This window comes from Streptomyces sp. NBC_00075 (assembly GCF_045041225.1).
Lineage (GTDB): Bacteria > Actinomycetota > Actinomycetes > Streptomycetales > Streptomycetaceae > Streptomyces > Streptomyces adonidis.
Window position 1 is genome coordinate 6603132 of record NZ_CP108243.1, and the last position, 15869, is coordinate 6619000.

Sequence of the window (15869 nt, forward strand, 5' to 3'; positions counted from 1 at the left end):
TTAGCTTCCGCTCCTGCCTCCCGGCCGTACCCTGATGAACAGCACCGGTGGGGGCCGGTGCTGATCAGGGGGCGAGACAGTCGGGTACGACGCCCGGAGTGGGGGTAGCAGTCATCGCACGGCGGCGGCCGCGCGGAGTGACTGCGGCAGCCCCGTCCCAGGCCAGAACCAACAGCCGGGGACTGCTCCGGGCGTCGTGTCCGCACGGGGTGTCCCCCCGACGATTGGGTGTCCCCAGCTCTTGAGGAGCTCGGGGAAGGGGGTTTCAGTGGTTCGCATCCGAGTCCTGGTCGTCGACGACCACCGCATCTTCGCCGAGTCGCTCGCCGCCGCACTGGCCGCGGAGCCCGACGTCGACGTCTCCGCCGCGGGCAGCGGTCCCGCCGCGCTGCGCAGTCTGGAGCGCGCGGTGGCCGAGGGCCGCCGGTTCGACGTCCTGCTCGTCGACTCCGACCTGGGCGGCAATGTGCCCGGGGCGCGTCCGGCGGTGCCCGTGCAGGAGGGCAACGAGGAAGGGCTGGTCGACGGCATCTCGCTGGTCGCGGGCGTCCGTACGGGCCATCCGCACGTACGGACCGTCGTGCTCGCCGAGAAGGACGATCCGCGGCGGGCCGCACTGGCCCTCCAGGCCGGGGCCTCCGGCTGGGTCGCCAAGGACTGCTCGCTGTCCCGGCTGCTGACCGTCATCAGGGGCGTCCTGCGCGACGAGACGCACCTCCCGCCGGCGCTGCTGACGGGCGTACTGCGCGAGCTGACGGCCGCCCGCAAGCACCGCACCGAGAGCGAGCGGCTCGTGGAGTCGTTGACGCCCCGGGAGCGGGAGGTACTGCGGTGCATGGTCGCCGGCCTCGGCCGCAAGGCCGTCGCCGAACGCCTGTTCCTCTCCCCGCACACCGTCCGCACCCACATGCAGAACGTGCTGGGCAAGCTCGGCGTCCACTCCACCCTCGCCGCAGTCGCCCTCGCCCGACGGGCCGGCGTCGGCCCCGTCGACCTGGGACCCACCGCCCGGATCGGCGTGGAGGAGAGCAGCAGCGCCTGACCGGGGACGCCTTCGGCGCTCAGCCGGGGATGTTGTCGAAGGGCGCCGTCAACTGGCGCAGCAGCCCGGCGAGTTCGCCCCGCTGTGCGCGCGACAGCTCGGCCAGGATCGCGCGCTCCTGGTCCAGCAGCCCGGCGAGCGCCTGATCAGCCCTGTCCTGCCCCTCGACCGTGAGCCGCACCAGCACACCGCGCCGGTCACTGGGGTCGGGGAGTCGCTCCACCAACCCCTTCTTCGTCAGCCGGTCGATACGGTTCGTCATCGTGCCGGAGGTGACCAGGGTCTGGGTGAGGAGCTGTCCGGGGGAGAGCTGATACGGGTTCCCGGCACGCCGTAGCGCGGTCAGAACGTCGAACTCCCATGGCTCCAGGGCGTGCTCGGCGAAGGCGAGCCTGCGCGCACGGTCCAGATGCCGGGCCAGCCTGCTGACCCGGCTGAGCACTTCGAGCGGTTCCACGTCGAGGTCCGGGCGCTCCCGGCGCCACGCAGCGACCAGCCGATCGACCTCGTCCTCCATGGCGATCAGTGTAGTGGTTGTGTCGACGTGAAGTCTCTTGGGATCAAGTCTCTTGACGTCGAGATAAATATCGAGGGAGAGTGAGAGGCATGACCACCCCCACCTGGGACCCCACCCAGTACCTCCGCCACGCCGACCACCGAGCCCGCCCCTTCACCGACCTCCTGGCCCGAGTACCCACCCTCCCCTCGGCCGAGCCCCGCATCGCCGACCTGGGCTGCGGCCCCGGCAACGTCACCACGCTCCTCGCCGACCGCTGGCCCACCGCGCACATCACCGGGTACGACAACTCCGCACCGATGCTGGAACGGGCCGCGCGCCACGCGGGCCCCACGGCGGGCGGCGGGCGCCTCGACTTCGCCCACGCGGACGCCACGGCGTGGGCGCCCTCGGAGACGTACGACCTGATCGTGTCGAACGCGGCCCTCCAGTGGGTCGACGGCCACCTGGACGCCTTCCCGGCCTGGCTGGACGCGGTCGCCCCCGGCGGCACCTTCGCCTTCCAGGTCCCGAACAACCTCGACGCGCCCCTGCACACCCTGATGCGCGAACTGGGCACAGGCGTCCGCTGGCGAAGCCGCCTCGGCGAGGTACTGCGCCACGACGACTCGGTCCACGCACCCCTCGTCTACCTCGACCGCCTGGCCCGCCTCGGCTGCGAGACGGACGTCTGGGAGACGACGTACCTCCACGTCCTGGAGGGCGAGGACCCGGTCCTGGACTGGGTCAAGGGCACGGGCCTGCGCCCGGTACTGACGGCCCTGGCGGCGGACCCGGAGGCGAGGGACGCCTTCGTCACGGAGTACCGCGACCTGCTGCGGGCGGTGTACCCGACGGAGGCGTACGGGACGGTGCTGCCGTTCCAGCGGCTGTTCGCTGTGGCGCGGAAGGCGGGCTGAGCGATGATCGCCGCCGTCGACCATGTGCAGCTGGCCGCCCCGCCCGGCACGGAGGACGCCCTGCGGGCGTACTACGCCGACATCCTCGGCATGACCGAGATCCCGAAGCCGCCGGCCCTGGCCGCACGGGGAGGCTGCTGGTTCCGGGCGGGCCCGGTGCAGTTGCATCTCGGGATCGAGAAGGACTTCCGCCCGGCCAGAAAGGCCCACCCGGGCCTGCGGGTCGTCGGCATCGAGGCGTACGCGGAGAGGCTGGCCGCAGGCGGGGCGTCGGTGGCCTGGGACGACGAACTCCCGGGCCACCGGCGGTTCTTCTCGTACGACCCGGTGGGCAACCGGCTGGAGTTCCTGGAGCCGGGGGTTCGTTGATCAACCGGGCTGTGAACGGCTGCGGGTCGTATGTGGCTTGTCGCGCAGTTCCCCGCGCCCCTGGGCGGGTGTGCGCGGCCTTCGTCGAGAAGGCGCCCCAAGCCCGGCGCTTCCGGTCCGGCGCGCCCCGCAGTTGAAACGCGCCCCCGGCCAGGCGCACCGACCTCAGCGCACCCTCACCTGAAAAGTACCCTCAGGCCTTCCGACGCCCGATCAGGTGCGGCTTCGCCTCCAGCCCGTCCAGGCCGTTCCACGCCAGGTTCACCAGGTGGGCCGCCACCTCCGCCTTGCGGGGGCGGCGTACGTCCAGCCACCACTGGCCTGTCAGGGCGACCATGCCGACCAGGGCCTGGGCGTACAGGGGGGCCAGTTTCGGGTCGAAGCCCCGGCTCTTGAACTCGCGGCCCAGGATGTCCTCCACCTGGGTGGCGATGTCCGAGATCAGGGATGCGAAGGAGCCCGTCGACTGGGGGATGGGGGAGTCGCGGACCAGGATGCGGAAGCCGTCCGTGTACTCCTCGATGTAGTCGAGGAGCGCGAAGGCCGCCTGTTCGCACAGTTCGCGCGGGTGGCCGGCCGTCAGGGAGCTGGTCACCATGTCGAGGAGGCGGCGCATCTCGCGGTCCACCACCACCGCGTACAGGCCCTCCTTGCCGCCGAAGTGCTCGTAGACGACCGGCTTGGAGACGCCGGCCTTCGCCGCGATCTCCTCCACCGACGTCGCCTCGAAGCCCTTCGCGGCGAACAGGGTGCGGCCGATCTCCAGCAACTGGGCCCGGCGCTCGGCACCCGTCATCCGGGTGCGGCGGGGGCGCCGCGGTTTCTCATTGCTCGGAGTGCTGCTGGAGTCGGTCGCCACGCCGTCAATCATGCCGCCTTCGCGGGCTCCTTCCGGCGCCGAGGACTGTCATCGTCCGTGTTTCGACGGGAATCGATACGCGAGCGTGACGGCCAGCGCACGTCATAGGCCCAGCCGAGCATCTCGAACCAGCGGATGAGCCGCGCCGAGGAATCGATCTGCCCGCGCATCACACCGTGCCGCGCCGACGTCGGGTCGGCATGGTGCAGGTTGTGCCAGGACTCGCCGCAGGACAGGACGGCCAGCCACCAGACGTTCCCCGAGCGGTCACGGGACTTGAACGGCCGCTTGCCCACCGCGTGGCAGATCGAGTTGATCGACCAGGTGACGTGGTGGAGCAGGCAGACCCGGACCAGCGAGCCCCAGAAGAAGCCCGTGAACGCGCCCCACCAGGACATCGTCACCAGGCCGCCGATCAGCGCCGGGAGTGCCAGGGACAGGCCCGCCCAGAGGAGGAACTGGCGCGAGATCGTACGGATCGCCGTGTCCTTGATCAGGTCCGGCGCGTACTTGTCCTGCGGGGTCTGCTCCTCGTCGAACATCCAGCCGATGTGCGCCCACCACAGGCCCTTCATCAGCGCCGGAACCGTCTCCCCGAACCGCCACGGCGAATGCGGGTCGCCCTCCGCGTCCGAGAACTTGTGGTGCTTGCGATGGTCGGCCACCCAGCGCACCAGCGGACCCTCGACCGCCATCGAACCGGCGATCGCGAGGGCGATCCGCAGCGGCCGCTTCGCCTTGAAGGCGCCGTGCGTGAAGTAGCGGTGGAAACCGATCGTGATGCCGTGACAGCCCAGGTAGTAGAAGGAGACGAGCAGGCCGAGGTCCAGCCAGCTCACCCCCCAGCCCCACGCCAGCGGCACCGCCGCCAGCACAGCGAGGAACGGGACGATGATGAAGAGAAGGAGCGTGATCTGTTCGAGCGACCGTTTCCGTTCGCCGCCGAGGGTGGCTGAGGGCAGTGGGGTGCCGTCGGGCACGGTCGGGTTCGAGTTCGAAGCGTCTTCGATCACTTCGGAACCTGAGGTGGTCATGCGCGTCCCCTGTGGGGTGATGGGTCCAGTCCAGATTGGGCAGACACCGGGGTACGGGATCCGAGGAGGCCTTCGGATCCTCAGGCTCCCTACGGTTGCGTAACCTACGGCGTCGTAAGTATGGCAGCGCGTCGCCCGGCGGCAAGAGCCCGAAATTCTGCGCGTCCGACTCGACACCTATCCTTAGGTCGGTCGGACAGCGCGGTCCGCTTTGTTTAGTTCCCGGATGTTCCGCCCCTATGCCCGCCGAGCCTCCACACTGCAAGGAGCCGCACCTGTGAGCAGTGCCGACGACCATGGCCAGGCCACCACGACGACCAGCGGTGAGCTGCGCGCCGACATCAGGCGCCTGGGCGACCTGCTCGGCGAGACCCTCGTCCGCCAGGAGGGCCCCGAGCTGCTGGAACTCGTGGAAAAGGTCCGCCACCTGACCCGCGAGGACGGCGAGGCCGCCGCCGACCTGCTGCGTGGCACCGAGCTGGAGACCGCCGCCAAGCTCGTCCGCGCCTTCTCCACCTACTTCCACCTCGCGAACGTCACCGAGCAGGTGCACCGAGGCCGTGAACTGCGCGCCAAGCGCGCCGCCGAGGGCGGCCTCCTCGCCCGTACGGCCGACCGCCTCAAGGACGCCGACCCCGACCACCTGCGCGCCACGGTCAGGAACCTCAACGTTCGCCCGGTCTTCACGGCCCACCCGACCGAGGCCGCCAGGCGCTCCGTCCTCAACAAGCTGCGCCGTATCGCCGCCCTGCTGGAGACCCCCGTCATCGAGGCGGACCGGCGCCGCTACGACACCCGTCTGGCCGAGAACATCGACCTTGTATGGCAGACGGACGAGCTGCGCGTCGTACGCCCCGAGCCCGCGGACGAGGCCCGCAACGCCATCTACTACCTCGACGAGCTGCACGCGGGCGCGGTCGGGGACGTGCTCGAAGACCTCACCGCCGAACTCGAACGCGTCGGGGTCAAGCTCCCCGACGACACCCGGCCCCTCACCTTCGGCACCTGGATCGGCGGCGACCGAGACGGCAACCCCAACGTGACCCCGCAGGTCACCTGGGACGTCCTGATCCTCCAGCACGAGCACGGCATCAACGACGCGCTCGAACTGATCGACGAGCTGCGCGGCTTCCTCTCCAACTCCATCCGCTACACCGGTGCCACCGAGGAACTCCTGGAGTCCCTCCGCGCCGACATCGAACTGCTGCCCGAGATCAGCCCCCGCTACAAGCGCCTCAACTCCGAGGAGCCCTACCGCCTCAAGGCCACCTGCATCCGCCAGAAGCTGGAGAACACCAAGCAGCGCCTGGCCAAGGACACCCCGCACCAGCCCGGCCGCGACTACCTCGGCACCGGCCAGCTCCTCGCGGACCTCACCCTCATCCAGACCTCCCTGCGCGAACACCGCGGCGGCCTCTTCGCCGACGGCCGCATGGACCGTACGATCCGCACGCTCGCGGCCTTCGGTCTCCAGCTGGCGACCATGGACGTACGGGAACACGCCGACGCCCACCACCACGCCCTCGGCCAGCTGTTCGACCGCCTCGGGGAGGAGTCCTGGCGGTACGAGGACATGCCCCGCGAGTACCGCAACAAGCTCCTCGCGAAGGAACTGCGGTCGCGCCGTCCCCTCGCGCCCACCCCGGCGCCCCTCGACGCGGCCGGCGCCAAGACGCTCGGTGTGTTCGAGACCGTCAAGAAGGCCCTCGCCGTCTTCGGGCCCGAGGTCGTCGAGTCGTACATCATCTCGATGTGCCAGGGCTCCGACGACGTCTTCGCGGCTGCCGTGCTGGCCCGCGAGGCCGGTCTGATCGACCTGCACGGCGGCTGGGCCAAGATCGGCATCGTGCCGCTCCTGGAGACCACCGACGAGCTGAAGGCCGCCGACACGATCCTGGAGGACATGCTCTCCGACCCGTCCTATCGGCGCCTCGTCGCGCTCAGGGGCGATGTCCAGGAGGTCATGCTCGGGTACTCGGACTCCTCCAAGTTCGGCGGCATCACCACCAGCCAGTGGGAGATCCACCGGGCGCAGCGCCGCCTGCGCGACGTGGCGCACCGCTACGGCGTCCGGCTGCGGCTCTTCCACGGCCGTGGCGGCACCGTCGGCCGAGGCGGCGGCCCTTCCCACGACGCGATCCTCGCCCAGCCCTGGGGCACCCTGGAGGGCGAGATCAAGGTCACCGAGCAGGGCGAGGTGATCTCCGACAAGTACCTGGTCCCCTCGCTGGCCCGCGAGAACCTCGAACTGACGGTCGCCGCCACCCTCCAGGCCTCCGCCCTGCACACCTCCCCGCGCCAGTCCGACGAGTCCCTCGCCCGCTGGGACGCGGCCATGGACGTGGTGTCCGACGCCGCCCACGCCGCCTACCGCAGGCTGGTCGAGGACCCGGACCTGCCGACGTACTTCCTCGCCTCCACGCCGGTGGACCAGCTCGCCGATCTGCACCTGGGCTCGCGGCCCTCCCGCCGCCCCGGCTCGGGCGTCTCGCTGGACGGGCTGCGCGCGATCCCGTGGGTGTTCGGCTGGACCCAGTCACGGCAGATCGTGCCGGGCTGGTTCGGCGTCGGGTCGGGCCTGAAGGCGCTGCGGGAAGCGGGCCTCGACACGGTCCTGGACGAGATGCACGAGCAGTGGCACTTCTTCCGCAACTTCATCTCCAACGTCGAGATGACCCTCGCGAAGACCGACCTGCGCATCGCTCAGCACTACGTCGACACCCTCGTCCCCGAGAACCTCAAGCACGTGTTCGACGTCATCCGCGCCGAACACGAACTGACGGTCCGCGAGGTCCTCCGCGTCACCGGCGAGAGCAAGCTCCTGGAGGCCAACCCGGTCCTCCAGCAGACCTTCACCATCCGCGACGCCTACCTGGACCCGATCTCCTACCTCCAGGTGACCCTGCTGAAGCGCCAGCGCGACGCGGCGGCAGCGGGCGCCGAGCCCGACCCGCTCCTCGCCCGCGCCCTGCTCCTCACGGTCAACGGAGTGGCGGCGGGCCTGCGCAACACCGGCTGAGCCGGACGGACATGGATTGAGGGTGCCCTCGTACGCGTGATCACGCATACGAGGGCACCCTCATGTCTGTCACAACGCCACCCAGGCCGCCGTCACCAGCGCGAAACCGGTCCCCGCCAGCGCCCAGCCTGTGCGCGGCAGCCCCAGGCCGCCCGCCACCACGACCGATGCCAGCAGCAGCGCGCCGCCCAACGGCACCCAGGCGTACAGGAAACCGGACGGGCCCGACCGTACGACATCACGGCTGCCGGGCTTCACGACCACGGTGTACGTCTCGCCCGCGCTGACCCCGACCGTCTGGTCCAGGACCACCTCGCCCCGCGCCTCGGACCCCACCGACACCGGCCGGTACGACCCCGTACAGACGCCGTCCTCGCACTCCGCCACGGTCATCGTGCCCTGCTCGCGGCCCTTGGAGAGCATCACGTGCTGGGCCGTCCCCCAGGACGCCCAGACGCCCGCGATCAGGATGAGCGCGGCGACCGTACCCATCGCCGCGAGCTGTCCGAACCGGAGGGCGGCGACCGAGGCCTGGCGGGAAGAGGTGGCTGTGGCAGGCATGGCGGGGATCATTGGCCATGCCTCGACGAAGAGTCAACCTCGGTCGGTCCGAACGACCGGACAAGTCAGGAGTTGTACGTGCTTTGCGCCCGCTCGAGACCCTCGATCACCAGACACTCCACGGCATCCGCGGCCCGGTCCACGAAGTAGTCCAGCTCCTTGCGCTCCGCGGCGGAGAAGTCCTTCAGTACGAAGTCGGCGACCGGCATCCGGCCCGGCGGGCGCCCGATCCCGAACCGCACCCGGTGGTACTCGGCGGAGAAGGCCTTCGTCATCGACTTCAGACCGTTGTGCCCGTTGTCCCCGCCGGCGAACTTCAGCCGCAGGGTGCCGTAGTCGATGTCCAGCTCGTCGTGGATCGCGACGACGTTGGCGACGGGCACCTTGTAGAAGTCCTTGAGCGCGTTCACCGGCCCGCCCGACAGGTTCATGTACGACATCGGCTTTGCCAGGATCACCCGGCGGTTCAACGGCCCAGGCGGACCGATCCGCCCCTCCACGACCTGCGCCTGCGCCTTCCCGGCCCGCTTGAACTTCCCGCCGATCCGCGCGGCCAGCAGATCGGCCACCATGAAGCCGACGTTGTGGCGGTTGGCCGCGTACTCCGGCCCGGGGTTGCCGAGGCCGACGACCAGCCAGGGGGCGGACGCATCCGTCGTCACGTTCATCTCTCCCTCTTGATACGCGTCCTTGATACGCGCGTCGGCCGCCGCTCCGGTACGGAAGCGGCGGCCGACGAACTCTACCGAGCTGAGGATCAGCCCTCGGTGCTCTCGGTCTCGGACTCGGCCGGGGCCTCCTCCGCCTGCGCGGCGAGGACCTGGAGGACGACCGCGTCCTCGTCGATCGCCAGCGTGGTGCCGGAGGGCAGCGGGATGTCCTTGGCGAGGATGGAGGCACCGGCCTCCAGGCCCGCGATGGACACGGTGACGGACTCGGGGATGTGCGTGGCCTCGGCCTCGACGGTCAGCGTGCTCAGCACGTGCTCGAGCAGGTACGCGCCCGGGGCCAGCTCGCCCTCGGTGTGGACGTAGACCTCGACGGTGACCTTCTCGCCGCGCTTCACGGTGAGCAGGTCGACGTGCTCCAGGAAGCCCTTCAGCGGGTCGCGCTGTACGGCCTTCGGGATCGCCAGCTCGGTGCGGCCCTCGATGTCCAGGGTCAGCAGGACGTTCGGGGTACGCAGGGCGAGCGCCAGCTCGTGGCCCGGCAGCGCGATGTGGACGGGGTCGGCGCCGTGGCCGTAGACGACCGCGGGAACCTTGGCCTCGCGGCGGATGCGGCGGGCGGCGCCCTTGCCGAACTCGGTGCGGGTCTCGGCGGTGAGCTTTACCTCGGACATGCGTTTCACTCCTCGTACGGGTGAGAGACGGACAGGTCACCCGGCCACGAACGGCCTGCTACGAAGAGCGCGTCGATAACGGATCGCCGTCCCATGACGTACATGGGTACGGCCTCCCTCGCCGAGCAACTTGGACAGACTACTCGGCAGGGGAGGCCGCAGAAAAATCGATCATGCAGAAGCGTTTTTCGGCTTACTGCCGGCTTACTGCTCGTCGAACAGGCTCGTCACCGAACCGTCCTCGAACACCTCACGCACCGCGCTCGCGATCGTCGGCGCGATCGACAGCACCTTGATCTTGTCCAGGTCGGCGCTCAGCTCACCCGGCGTCGGCAGCGTGTTCGTGAAGATGAACTCGCTGACCCGGGAGTTCTTCAGCCGGTCCGCCGCCGGACCCGACAGCACACCGTGCGTCGCCGTCACGATGACGTCCTCGGCGCCGTGCGCGAACAACGCGTCCGCCGCGGCGCAGATCGTGCCACCGGTGTCGATCATGTCGTCGACGAGGACGCACACACGGCCCTTGACCTCACCCACGACCTCGTGGACGGTCACCTGGTTCGCCACGTCCTTGTCGCGCCGCTTGTGCACGATCGCCAGCGGCGCACCCAGCCGGTCGCACCAGCGGTCGGCCACGCGCACCCGGCCCGCGTCCGGCGAGACGACCGTCAGCTTGCCCTTGTCCACCTTCTCGCCCACGTAGTCGGCGAGCAGCGGCAGCGCGAAGAGATGATCGACCGGGCCGTCGAAGAAGCCCTGGATCTGGTCCGTGTGCAGGTCGACGGTGAGAATGCGGTCCGCACCGGCGGTCTTCATCATGTCGGCGATGAGCCGCGCCGAGATCGGTTCACGTCCGCGGTGCTTCTTGTCCTGCCGCGCGTAACCGTAGAACGGCACGATCACGGTGATGGAACGAGCCGACGCGCGCTTCAGCGCGTCGATCATGATCAGCTGCTCCATGATCCACTGGTTGATCGGAGCCGTGTGGCTCTGGATCACGAAGCAGTCCGCGCCACGTGCCGATTCCTCGTAGCGAACGTAGATCTCACCGTTCGCGAAGTCGAAGGCCTTCGTCGGGACAACCCCGACCCCCAACTGCTGGGCGACCTCCTCGGCAAGCTCGGGGTGGGCGCGGCCGGAGAAGAACATCATCTTCTTCTTCTCGCCGGTCGTCTTGGTCCCGGTCACAGCACTGTCTCCTCAGAGGTGGTGTCTCAGCCGTGATCAGCCCTGAGAGGCCTGCTCAGCTGGGGGTGTGCGGGTGTGCATCTATCACGGTAGCCCGAGTCCGACCTACCTGTTTCCGGTCAGCTTCCGCCGCCCTGCTCCCGGGAAGCGGCCTCGGCGGCCTTCGCCGAGGCACTCCCCGGACGCTTACGGGCCACCCAACCCTCGATATTCCGCTGCTGGCCCCGGGCGACGGCCAGCGAACCGGGCGGCACGTCCTTCGTGATCACGGAGCCGGCCGCGGTGTACGCACCGTCCCCGACCGTGACAGGCGCCACAAACATGTTGTCCGAACCCGTCTTGCAGTGCGACCCCACGGTGGTGTGATGCTTCGCCTCGCCGTCGTAGTTCACGAACACACTGGCGGCACCGATGTTCGAGTACTCCCCGATCGTCGCGTCCCCGACGTACGACAGGTGCGGCACCTTCGTCCCGTCACCGATCGACGCGTTCTTCGTCTCGACGTACGTCCCGATCTTGGACTTGACCCCGAGACGCGTACCGGGCCGCAGATACGCGTACGGCCCCACGGTCGCCTGAGGACCGACCTCGGCGCCATCGGCAACGGTGTTGTCCACGCGCGCGCCAGCTCCCACCCGGGTGTCCTTGAGCCGGGAGTTGGGCCCGACCTCGGCACCCTCGGCGAGATGCGTGGAGCCCTGGAGCAGCGTGTTCGGATGCACGATCGAGTCCTGCTCAAAGGTGACCGTGACGTCGACCCAGGTACTGGCCGGATCGATCACGCTCACCCCCGCGAGCATGGCCTCGGTCAGCAGCCGGTCGTTGAGAATCCGCCGCGCCTCGGCGAGCTGCACACGGTTGTTGATCCCGGCGATCTCACGATGATCACCGGCGATGGAGGCCCCGACGCGATGCCCGGCCTCGCGGAGAATCCCGAGGACGTCGGTGAGGTACTCCTCACCCTGAGAGTTGTCGGTCCGCACCTTCCCCAGCGCGTCGGCGAGCAGCTGCCCGTCGAAGGCGAAGACCCCGGAGTTGATCTCACGGATGGCTCGCTGCGAGTCGCTCGCGTCCTTGTGCTCGACGATCGCGGTGACGGCCCCGGAGGCCCCGTCCCGCACGATCCGCCCGTACCCGGTCGCGTCCGGCACCTCGGCGGTCAGCACGGTCACGGCGTTGCCGTCGCCGGAGTGGGTGGCGGCGAGGGCACGCAGGGTGGCTCCGGTGAGCAGCGGGGTGTCACCACAGACGACGACGACAGTCCCGTCGACGCTCCCACCCAACTCCTCCAGCCCCATGCGTACGGCGTGACCGGTGCCGTTCTGCTGCGCCTGGAAGGCGGTACGGATGCCGGCGTCGGCCTCGGCGAGGTGGGCGGTGACTTGTTCGCGGGCGTGCCCCACGACGACGACCAGGTTCTCGGGGTCCAACTCGCGGGCGGCGGCGAGCACATGACCCACCAGCGAACGCCCGCACAGCTCGTGCAGGACCTTGGGTGTGGCCGACTTCATACGGGTGCCCTCACCCGCTGCGAGTACGACGACGGCGGCGGGGCGATTGGCGCTCACGGGGTGTGCCCTTCGGCTGCGGAGGGGGAGGGGCGGACATCCGCAGGATACCGGGGCGTTTCGTGTGGGACATGAGAGTGGGCCCTGACAGAGCTGTCAGGGCCCACATCTCGTATCGCTCTGGTATTGCTCCCCCGCCAGGACTTGAACCCGGACAGATGGCACCAAAAGCCACAGTGCTGCCAATTACACCACGGGGGAATGAAATCGACTGAACCGGACATTTGGCCGGGCCGCCGAATTGGCACCCACCACTATGCCGTAACACCGGCCCTCGACGCGACGGTGTAGGTCGGCGCGCTCGGGGTCGTCGCCGGGGACGGAATCATCGCTTCCAGGGTCGAACGGCGTGCGATTCGGCAGTTCGAGGGATTCTGGTGGGTTTCGCTTCTGTTCGATTGCGGTGGTGCGGGCCTGTGTGGTGTAGGCCAGTCGTCGAAACTCGCCGGAAAAGCGGGGGGTGGCGCCCGTAGGCTGGACGCATGACCACTACGGGGGAAGACCACACCGCGGCCCTGACCGGGCCGTGGTGGTGGGCCAGGTGGCGCAGCGCGGTGCTTGACGGGGGGCTTGCGCTGGTGTCCGCCGGGGAGTGTGCGGCGGAGGGGGTTCCGTTCGCTCGGGACGCGGGGATTCCCGTGTCGGCCGGGATTGTGTTCGGGCTTGTTGCCGGGTCCGTGTTGTTGTTGCGGCGGCGGTGGCCGATTGCTGTCGTGCTGGTCGCCATCGCCATTACGCCGGCCCAGATGGGCTTCCTGATGGGGATCGTCGGGCTTTATACGCTTGCCGCCAGCGAGTTGCCTCGGCGGATCATCGGGGCGTTGGCGGGCATGGCGATGGTGGGGACGCTCATCGTGACGTTCGTGCGGTCGCATCAGGACATGGCGAACGGGAGTCTGAAGATCGGGGACTGGCTCGTTCCCGTGGTTGCCATCACTACGTCGTTGGGTGTTACCGCGCCGCCCCTGCTGCTCGGGCTGTACGTGGGGGCCCGGCGGCGGCTGATGGAGAGTCTCCGGGAGCGGGCCGACAGTCTGGAGCGGGAGCTTCAGTTGCTGGCCGAGCGGGCCGAGGAGCGGGCGGAGTGGGCGCGCAACGAGGAGCGGACGCGTATCGCGCGGGAGATGCACGACGTCGTCGCGCATCGGGTGAGTCTGATGGTCGTGCATGCTGCCGCGCTTCAGGCCGTTGCCCGGAAGGACCCGGAGAAGGCCGTGCGGAATGCCGCCCTGGTGGGGGACATGGGGCGCCAGGCCTTGACCGAGCTGCGGGAGATGCTCGGGGTGCTGCGGTCGGGGGAGGGGTTCGAACGGCGGGTGCAGGGTGTGCCGTTGGCGGCGGTGGGGGTGGCCGCGGCGGTGGCCGCCTCTCGTGCCGCCGAGAGTGGCGACGGTGGGGCGGACGGGCCCTGCCTGGAGGAGCTGGAGGAGTTGATCGGGCAGTCGGCGGCCGCGGGGATGGTCGTGGATCTGTCCGTCGAGGGGGACGTGCGGCTGTACGGCGCGGAGGTGGAGCAGACCGCGTACCGCGTGGTGCAGGAGGCGCTGACGAACGTCCACAAGCACGCGGCCGGTGCGAAGACGCACGTACGGCTGGCCCATCGCGGTGGTGAGATCGCGATGCAGGTGGAGAACGAGCCACCGCCCGAGCCGGCTTCGGCCTCGTCGGTGGGGTTGCCGTCCGGTGGCAACGGTCTGCTCGGGATGAAGGAGCGGGTCGCCGCGCTGGGCGGCGTTTTCGTGTCCGGGTCGACGGAGGCCGGGGGGTTTCGGGTGTCGGCGGTCATTCCGACGTGAGCGCTCCGCCGGTTGTGCGGGTCTTTCGCCGCGGGCCCGGTGGGGGCTGGTCGCGCCCCGCGGCGGAGCCGCAGACAGATGCAGCCCCGCGCCCCTTTCGGGGCGCGGTTGCGCACCCGACTCGGTCCGAGGGGGCTCAGGGTGCCGTCAGGCGTATCGGTTCCAGGCCGGTGACCAGGGTGGACAGGGCCTGGTCGACGTCGGGGCCGAGGTACCAGTCGCCGGTGTGGTCGAGGGCGTAGACGCGGCCTTCTGTGTCGATGGCGAGGAGGGACTGGGTCTCCCGTTCCTCGCCGAGGGGGCAGACCTCGGTGTCGAGGGCGCGGCCGAGGTCGGCGAGGGTGCGGGCCATGTGGAGGCCGTGCAGGGGGTCCAGGTGCAGGGCGGTGGGGGCGACCTGGCGGCCGGGGCCGGAGGGCGTGATGTGCAGACCGCCGAACTCCGCCCAGGCCTCGACGGCGGCGGGGAAGACCGCGTGGCGGTGGCCGGCGGGGGACGTGTGGCCCCGTAGGGCGTCGGCCCAGATCTCCGCCTGCTTTATGTCCCAGCGTCCGGGCTGCCAGCCGGCGGCGCGCAGTGCGGCGTCGACGGGTGTGGGGAAGCGGGACGAGGTTCCCCCTGGCCCGAACGGATGCGGGGGATTGGGGGAGGACGTGCGGTCGGTGTGCATCTGCCCTTCGATCGTCGAGGTCATGGACCGGCGCCGGGGCACCGTCGTGCGTGTGTGGGGGGTGGAGGTGCGGGCGTCAGCCGGTCGGGGCCGACGGGTCGACTATGCGGACGCCGAAGTGGGCGCTGAGCGCTGTGCAGGAGCGGCAGGGCGCGGCGAAGCCGCCGTGGAGGGGGTCGCCGTCCTCGCGGATGCGGCGGGTGGTGAGTTTGGCTTGTTTCAGTGCCCTGCGGGCCTCGCCGTGGGTCATGGGCTTGCGGGCGGCGCGCTTGCTGCGGGCCTCGTCGGCGACGGTGATCTGCCGGGATATGAGGAGCGCCTCGGCGCAGCGGCCGGTCGCGCGGTCGCGCTGGGCGCTGGTGAGGGTGTCCAGGAAGTCCTGGACGAGCGGGTGCAGGGCGGGCGGCTGGTCGCCGCGGGCAGCCGTGCCGGTGAGGGTGGCGCCGCGTACGGAGAGGGCGGCGGCGACGGTCGGGAGTATGCCGTCGCGGCGGTGGCGGAGGGCGGGGACGCGGGGCGTCTCGCTCGCGCTCCAGCCGACGCGTGGGTCGCCGCCGGGTCTGTCGCCCGTACCGCGTGTTCCGGGCACGGGTGTTCCCGTGGAACCGTCCGTCGGCCTGCCTGCGGGCCTGCCTGTCTGTGTCCCCGTCTGTGTCGCGTTCATGATCGTCATCCCCTCCGGTGCCTCCCCCGTACATCCCCCCGGCGGACACAGAGTGCCAAATGGCGTGGCTGGTGCGGAAGCTGGGGCGGTGTGACACGCCAGGGCTTCGGCGGACCGTCACGGCAGGGTGACGGCAGGTCACGGAACCGGGGGGCCGGTGACTGGTGCCGGTGACCGGTGTCGGCGTACCGCATAGGCTGTCGGGCAACCGCGAACCGCGGCCTCGTCCGGGTGGCTGTCCGTACTGATGTGCTGGCGGTCGGGACGGGTGCGGGGGTACGGGATGTGACGTGCACGTGATGTGACAGACGTACGGACCGCACTGATGTGCGGGCCCTACA

The 15869-nt window shown here is 70.0% G+C and carries 15 protein-coding genes and 1 tRNA gene; 5 read left to right on the plus strand and 11 right to left on the minus strand.

Going from position 1 to position 15869, the window contains the following annotated elements:
• The first annotated feature begins 268 nt into the window (after positions 1-268).
• The gene (locus OG787_RS28910; RefSeq protein WP_369035454.1) at positions 269-1042 is read left to right on the plus strand and encodes a LuxR C-terminal-related transcriptional regulator; all 774 of its coding nucleotides are present in this window, start codon (positions 269-271) and stop codon (positions 1040-1042) included.
• A 19-nt stretch (positions 1043-1061) separates the two neighbouring features.
• Here OG787_RS28910 and OG787_RS28915 read toward each other — a convergent pair whose 3' ends face one another.
• Complete coding sequence (locus tag OG787_RS28915) at positions 1062-1559, minus strand: MarR family winged helix-turn-helix transcriptional regulator (RefSeq protein ID WP_105974558.1); 498 nt, start codon at positions 1557-1559, stop codon at positions 1062-1064.
• A gap of 89 nt (positions 1560-1648) precedes the next feature.
• Between OG787_RS28915 and OG787_RS28920 the strand changes: the two genes are divergently transcribed.
• Together OG787_RS28920 and OG787_RS28925 are read left to right on the plus strand one after the other, a co-directional pair.
• Positions 1649-2458: a trans-aconitate 2-methyltransferase gene (locus tag OG787_RS28920; protein ID WP_405537009.1), complete on the plus strand. Its 810-nt coding sequence runs from the start codon at positions 1649-1651 to the stop codon at positions 2456-2458.
• Between the two features lie 3 nt (positions 2459-2461).
• Positions 2462-2827, plus strand: coding sequence for a VOC family protein (locus OG787_RS28925; RefSeq protein ID WP_369035456.1), 366 nt, complete (start codon positions 2462-2464; stop codon positions 2825-2827).
• A 193-nt stretch (positions 2828-3020) separates the two neighbouring features.
• Here the strand turns inward: OG787_RS28925 and OG787_RS28930 are convergent, their stop codons facing one another.
• Positions 3021-3698 (minus strand): TetR family transcriptional regulator, encoded by a 678-nt coding sequence (locus OG787_RS28930; protein WP_369035457.1) that lies wholly within the window; start codon positions 3696-3698, stop codon positions 3021-3023.
• Entirely contained in the window at positions 3695-4720 is a 1026-nt protein-coding gene (locus OG787_RS28935; protein WP_369035458.1) for an acyl-CoA desaturase, read from the minus strand. The genes OG787_RS28930 and OG787_RS28935 overlap by 4 nt, the downstream gene beginning before the upstream one ends.
• A 277-nt stretch (positions 4721-4997) precedes the next feature.
• Here OG787_RS28935 and ppc point away from each other — a divergent pair, with 277 nt between their 5' ends.
• Positions 4998-7739 (plus strand): phosphoenolpyruvate carboxylase, encoded by a 2742-nt coding sequence (gene ppc, locus OG787_RS28940; protein ID WP_369035459.1) that lies wholly within the window; start codon positions 4998-5000, stop codon positions 7737-7739.
• Positions 7740-7808: 69 nt separating this feature from the next.
• Here the strand turns inward: ppc and OG787_RS28945 are convergent, their stop codons facing one another.
• From OG787_RS28945 to OG787_RS28970, 6 genes are all read right to left on the minus strand, one after another.
• Positions 7809-8300, minus strand: a complete 492-nt coding sequence (locus tag OG787_RS28945; protein ID WP_369035460.1) for a hypothetical protein — start codon at positions 8298-8300, stop codon at positions 7809-7811.
• 65 nt (positions 8301-8365) lie between these two features.
• Positions 8366-8968, minus strand: coding sequence for an aminoacyl-tRNA hydrolase (gene pth, locus OG787_RS28950; RefSeq protein ID WP_369035461.1), 603 nt, complete (start codon positions 8966-8968; stop codon positions 8366-8368).
• 89 nt (positions 8969-9057) lie between these two features.
• Positions 9058-9642, minus strand: coding sequence for a 50S ribosomal protein L25/general stress protein Ctc (locus OG787_RS28955; RefSeq protein ID WP_369035462.1), 585 nt, complete (start codon positions 9640-9642; stop codon positions 9058-9060).
• Positions 9643-9846: 204 nt separating this feature from the next.
• The gene (locus OG787_RS28960) at positions 9847-10830 is read right to left on the minus strand and encodes a ribose-phosphate diphosphokinase (protein ID WP_369035463.1); all 984 of its coding nucleotides are present in this window, start codon (positions 10828-10830) and stop codon (positions 9847-9849) included.
• Between the two features lie 119 nt (positions 10831-10949).
• Positions 10950-12398, minus strand: a complete 1449-nt coding sequence (glmU, locus tag OG787_RS28965; protein WP_405537014.1) for a bifunctional UDP-N-acetylglucosamine diphosphorylase/glucosamine-1-phosphate N-acetyltransferase GlmU — start codon at positions 12396-12398, stop codon at positions 10950-10952.
• A 129-nt stretch (positions 12399-12527) separates the two neighbouring features.
• A tRNA-Gln gene (locus tag OG787_RS28970) sits at positions 12528-12599 on the minus strand.
• 281 nt (positions 12600-12880) lie between these two features.
• Here OG787_RS28970 and OG787_RS28975 point away from each other — a divergent pair.
• Positions 12881-14194 carry a sensor histidine kinase gene (locus OG787_RS28975; protein ID WP_405537015.1) on the plus strand — a complete coding sequence of 438 codons (1314 nt, stop codon included), beginning with the start codon at positions 12881-12883 and terminating at the stop codon, positions 14192-14194.
• Positions 14195-14330: 136 nt separating this feature from the next.
• On the opposite strand, the gene OG787_RS28980 is transcribed toward OG787_RS28975, so the two are convergent.
• Positions 14331-14864, minus strand: a complete 534-nt coding sequence (locus OG787_RS28980; protein WP_369035477.1) for an SUKH-3 domain-containing protein — start codon at positions 14862-14864, stop codon at positions 14331-14333.
• A gap of 76 nt (positions 14865-14940) precedes the next feature.
• Positions 14941-15537 (minus strand): YwqJ-related putative deaminase, encoded by a 597-nt coding sequence (locus OG787_RS28985; protein WP_369035466.1) that lies wholly within the window; start codon positions 15535-15537, stop codon positions 14941-14943.
• Positions 15538-15869 lie beyond the last annotated feature (332 nt).

Excerpts from the sequence above, each read along its gene's own strand:
- OG787_RS28985 (WP_369035466.1), bottom strand. The coding sequence starts at position 15,537 with ATGACGATCATGAACGCGACACAGACGGGGACACAGACAGGCAGGCCC.
- pth (WP_369035461.1), bottom strand. The coding sequence starts at position 8,968 with ATGAACGTGACGACGGATGCGTCCGCCCCCTGGCTGGTCGTCGGCCTC.
- OG787_RS28945 (WP_369035460.1), bottom strand. The coding sequence starts at position 8,300 with ATGCCTGCCACAGCCACCTCTTCCCGCCAGGCCTCGGTCGCCGCCCTC.
- OG787_RS28915 (WP_105974558.1), bottom strand. The coding sequence starts at position 1,559 with ATGGAGGACGAGGTCGATCGGCTGGTCGCTGCGTGGCGCCGGGAGCGC.
- OG787_RS28925 (WP_369035456.1), top strand. The coding sequence starts at position 2,462 with ATGATCGCCGCCGTCGACCATGTGCAGCTGGCCGCCCCGCCCGGCACG.
- OG787_RS28955 (WP_369035462.1), bottom strand. The coding sequence starts at position 9,642 with ATGTCCGAGGTAAAGCTCACCGCCGAGACCCGCACCGAGTTCGGCAAG.
- OG787_RS28975 (WP_405537015.1), top strand. The coding sequence starts at position 12,881 with ATGACCACTACGGGGGAAGACCACACCGCGGCCCTGACCGGGCCGTGG.
- OG787_RS28980 (WP_369035477.1), bottom strand. The coding sequence starts at position 14,864 with ATGCACACCGACCGCACGTCCTCCCCCAATCCCCCGCATCCGTTCGGG.
- OG787_RS28920 (WP_405537009.1), top strand. The coding sequence starts at position 1,649 with ATGACCACCCCCACCTGGGACCCCACCCAGTACCTCCGCCACGCCGAC.
- OG787_RS28935 (WP_369035458.1), bottom strand. The coding sequence starts at position 4,720 with ATGACCACCTCAGGTTCCGAAGTGATCGAAGACGCTTCGAACTCGAAC.
- OG787_RS28930 (WP_369035457.1), bottom strand. The coding sequence starts at position 3,698 with ATGATTGACGGCGTGGCGACCGACTCCAGCAGCACTCCGAGCAATGAG.